This is a genomic window from Streptomyces alkaliphilus (assembly GCF_014141535.1).
Taxonomy (GTDB): Bacteria; Actinomycetota; Actinomycetes; order Streptomycetales; family Streptomycetaceae; genus Streptomyces; species Streptomyces alkaliphilus.
This window is the reverse complement of the sequence record NZ_VKHT01000439.1, coordinates 1-4159: the sequence shown is the minus strand read 5'-3', so window position 1 is coordinate 4159 and position 4159 is coordinate 1. Positions and strand designations below refer to the sequence as shown.

Annotated in this window: 3 protein-coding genes and 1 pseudogene; 1 reads left to right on the top strand and 3 read right to left on the bottom strand. The window is 74.4% G+C overall.

Annotated features, from left to right (window positions below; genetic code table 11):
* On the bottom strand, nt 1–924 hold a 924-nt coding region (locus FNQ90_RS14540), incomplete at its 3' end, for an SDR family NAD(P)-dependent oxidoreductase (RefSeq protein WP_182606770.1).
* Between the two features lie 91 nt (nt 925–1015).
* On the opposite strand from FNQ90_RS14540, the pseudogene FNQ90_RS28680 reads away from it, so the two are divergent.
* A pseudogene (locus tag FNQ90_RS28680) lies at nt 1016–1180 on the top strand (MBL fold metallo-hydrolase); the annotation flags it as partial.
* Nucleotides 1181–1372: 192 nt separating this feature from the next.
* Here the strand turns inward: FNQ90_RS28680 and FNQ90_RS14530 are convergent.
* Both FNQ90_RS14530 and FNQ90_RS14525 read right to left on the bottom strand, forming a co-directional pair.
* Nucleotides 1373–2152, bottom strand: a complete 780-nt coding sequence (locus FNQ90_RS14530; protein ID WP_323379965.1) for a VOC family protein — start codon at nt 2150–2152, stop codon at nt 1373–1375.
* Nucleotides 2153–2279: 127 nt separating this feature from the next.
* Nucleotides 2280–3596 (bottom strand): ROK family transcriptional regulator, encoded by a 1317-nt coding sequence (locus FNQ90_RS14525; RefSeq protein ID WP_323379964.1) that lies wholly within the window; start codon nt 3594–3596, stop codon nt 2280–2282.
* Between the last annotated feature and the right edge of the window lie 563 nt (nt 3597–4159).

Here is a 4159-nt window from a genome sequence, read left to right as displayed (position 1 = left end):
GTACGAACCCTGGCCGGGGCGTACCCGCCCCAGCAGCCCGCGCCAACCGTCGGTCACCGATCCACGCCCCGGCCAGGGTTCGTACAGGTTCCCCATTCCGGTCTTCTCCGACTCGGTGGGGGAGAGGTGCTGTTTGTCCATCATCAGGGCCATCTGCCGCTCCACCGGGCCGGGAGCCAGGGTGTGGGCGAGCAACAGGGCCCGGCCCATCGGCCCCGCCACCACTTCCCGGCGCGGGCGCCGGATCACCCCGGTCACCGCCCGGGCGACCCGCTCCGGCCGGTACACCGGGCTCAACGGGCGCACCCGACGACCGGTGAGATTGGCGCCGTGCGAGAAGATCGGTGTGTCGATGGCGGCGGGCAGCACCGAGCACACCCGCACGTGCCCGTCGCCCGCCAGGCGCAACTCCTCGCGCAGCGACACGCTCATCGCCCGCTCGGCGAACTTCGACGCGGTGTACGACAGGGTGTAGGGCTGTGCGACCACCCCCACCACGGACGAGATGTTCACCAGGACCGCCTCCGGTCGCAGGCGCAGGTGCGGTACCGCCGCCCGGGCCCCGTGCAGGTAACCCATGACGTTCACCTCCCACACCCGTCTGTGGGCTTCCGCCGGTGTCTCCTCCAACCCACCGAAGAGGGTCACCGCCGCGCAGTTCACCCACGCGTCGAGCACTCCCATCCGTCGCACCGCCGTCTCGGCCACCGTGCGCACCGCGCTCTCGTCGGTCACGTCGGCGGGGATGGCGAACGCCCGCGACGCCCCCCGGTCACGACACTCCTGGACCGCGTCCGCCAGCGCATCGGCTCGTCGGGCGGTCAGCACGAGTTTCGCCCCGCGGCGGGCCAGCGCCCGGGCCGTGGCCCGACCGATTCCGCTCGAGGCCCCCGTCACCACCACCACTCGATCTCTGATCTCCATGGGGCTCGGGTACCCGGTGCGCGCCGAATGTCACCGGATGGGGCGGAAAACGAAGCCATGACCCGAATGTCGGCCCGGGAGGGGGGAGCGGCAGGTGGTCGAGGTGGTCGAAACCGGGTGGGATGTGCCGCACACCCCCGGGCACACACCGGACGCGTGCTGTTTCCACGTCCCGGAGCCCGGGGTCGTCTTCACCGGGGACACCCTGTGCCGGCAGGAGGCCGGGCACCACCGGGCGCTCCTTCTGCGACGGTGACCCGCTCGTGCGCTCGATCCGGGAGCGGCTTCCCGCGCCGCCCGGGGACACCGTCGCGCACACCGGCCACGGGGAGGGCACCATCATCGGGGCGGAGCGGGCGAACCTCCCCGAACCGTTTCGACATCCCGCCCCCGTTGCCGTCCCCGTTCCCGCCGACCGGCGGGAACGGGGACGGCCGGACCGGCCGGGTCAGCCCGCCACGATGTGGAAGAGGGCCCCCTCCGGATCCCGGAGGGTGGCGCCGCGCCCGAAGGGTGTGTCGTGCGGAGCCAGGGGAACCGAGCCGCCCGCCGCCGTGGCCACCCGCGCGGCGGCGTCCACGTCCCGCACCCGGAAGTGCACCTGCCAGCTCGGGCGGAGGATCGGGTCGGGGGCCTCCTCCAGCCCGCCCCCGTACATCCGGGCGACCGTACGCCCCTCCACCCGCACGACGACCCGGTCGTGTTCGAAGCCGATGTCCACGTACTCGTGATCGGGGGCGTCCCATTCGAAGACGTTGCCGTAGAACATGGCCGCGGCGAAGGGGTCGCCGGTGCGCAGCTCCAGCCAGGCGGGTGCGCCCGGGCCGCCCTCGCCGCGCCACACCGGATCCCCGGGCCCCTCCCAGAGCCCGAAGACCGCACCCGCCGGATCGGCGGCCCACACAGCCCGGCCCTCCCCGATGCGCAGGGGCCCCACGGCCACGGTGGCACCGCGGTCACGCACCCGCCCGGCGATCCGGTCGGCGCTGTCGACCAGGAAGTGCGGCGTCCACGCCCCCGGCACCCCGGCCGAGTCGGAGACCGTGCCCAGCGTGCCCACCACCATCCCCTCGGCCAGGGCCGAGCACTGCGCCACCCCGTCGCCGGGACGCGGCTCGTACTCCCAGCCGAGGACAACGGCGTAGAAATCCTGCACCGTCCGCAGGTCGCGGACCGTCAGGCTGATCCTGCCCGGTACGCCGTGCAGGCCGACCCTCGTCGCGGTCACCGACGTTCACCTCTTTCCGGGGGCCCGGCGCGTCCGCACGGCCGGCGGCCCCTTCCACTCTCCGCCTCTTACCGTCGGGACGCCACCGAAACACCCCCGGTCCCCCGAACGGAGCAGCGATGATGTCTCATCCCGTCACCCGTGGTCGGGCGGTGGCGTCCGGCATCGTCTCGGGCAGACGCAGCCCCTCGCGCAGGGGCACCAGTTCCGATTGCAGCACCAGGGCCGCCGCGCCGATGGCCGGTGCCCCCGCCGCCGACTCCGACAGGCGCACGGTCACGCCGTGTGCCCCGCGCGCGAAGAACGTCCGGCTCAGTTCGTCCTCCACCACCGGCAGGTACAGCGAGCCCGCGACGGCCAGACCGGGACCGGTCAGGACCACATGCTCCAGGTCCATCACATTGGCCAGCGTGCGTACCGCCAGCGCCAGGTACCGGGCCGAGCCCTCCAGGAGGGCCCGGGCGCCGGCGTCGCCGCGCAACGCGGCCCGGGCCACGGCGGCGAATTCCGCGGCCGGGGTGCCGGGCCCGCTCCGGGGCCGGTCGTCCCCCCCGTCACCGCCGGTCAGGCCCGCGGCCGCGGCGATCGCCGGGTCGGCGCGGGCGGCCTCCGCCACCGCCGCCGGTCCGGCCAGTGCCTCCGTGCACCCGCGGGCACCACACCAGCACTGCGGTCCGTCCGCCTGCAGGCAGATGTGTCCGATCTCCCCCGCGTTGCCGCTCACCCCCCGGTGGGCGACGCCGTTGATGACCAGCCCGGCGCCGATCCCGGTCCCCAGGTACACGGCCGCGAAGGTGGTGGTACCGCCCACTCCGCCGGACCAGTGCTCGCCCAGCGCCGAGGCGGTGGCGTCGTTGTCCAGCACCACCGGCAGGCCGGTGGCCGCGCCGAGCGCCCGGTCCAGCGGGAACGCCTCCCAACGACGCATGGCGGGCGGTGTGAGCCGCATCCCTCCGCCGCGGGTCAGGGGCCCGGGCACCGCGAGGCCGGCCCCCAGGACCCGATCCACCGGCACGCCGACGCCCTCGATCAGCGCGGCGATCTCCTGCGACATCCCGGCCACCATCGCCTCCGGATCGGGGGAGCCGCCGGGCCGGAAGACCCGGGCGACGACCGAGCCGCCGAGGTTGGTCAGCGCGTAGGTCACGCCCCCCTGGTCGAGGTGGACGCCCACCGCGTACCGGGAGGAGCGGTTCAGCGCCAGCAGCACCCGCCGCTTGCCGCCGGTGGACTCGGCGTGGCCGGTCTCCACGACCAGCCCGTCGTCGATGAGCCGGCGCACCACGGTGGAGATGGTCGCCCCGGTGAAGCCGGTGGCCTCGGCGAGGCCGACCCGGCTGATGGTGCCGGCCGCGCGGATCACGTCCAGCACGGCCGCCCGACTGTTGGCGTGGAAGGCCGGCCGTCCACCCGTCCGGCCGTTGGGTTCCCCTGATCCGCTCACTGGTCGCACTCGCCCCTGTTCCGACCCCGGGCCCCGGGCCCGGTCCACCGGGAGCGGCGCGGTCCGCCCCCACTGGTCTGTCCTCGCGTTTCCGCGTGTTCCGCGTGTTCGGCGGCGCCCGCGGGACCCGCTCTCCCGTGCCACCGCGGCTTCGGTCGGACTCACCGCCTCTCCCGCCGTGGGCCGTCGGTTCCGGGCCCCGGGGCGGGGCTTACGGAAGCCGTCCGCGCCCGATGGCCCCGGTTCCGGTGGTCGGACCGCGCGACGCCGTGCGGGATCGATCATCGCAGGCTTTCCGGGCCGGCGGGGTGCCGGCGCCGGATGACGGATGTCGGGCGGGGATCGGACGGAGGCCGTGCGGCGCGGGTCGGGGAGGCCGTGTCACGAGGGTTGACTTTCTTTCTTCGGCTGCTTAACAATCACGAAACCCCGGAGTCCCCCGAGAGGACCGAACACCATGAACCGGTACGGAAGAGGGCGAATCGCTCGACTGTTGGCGGTGGGCGCGGTCGCGACCCTGTTGGCGACCGGCTGCTCCGGTGGCTCGTCGAACGGTGGGGGAG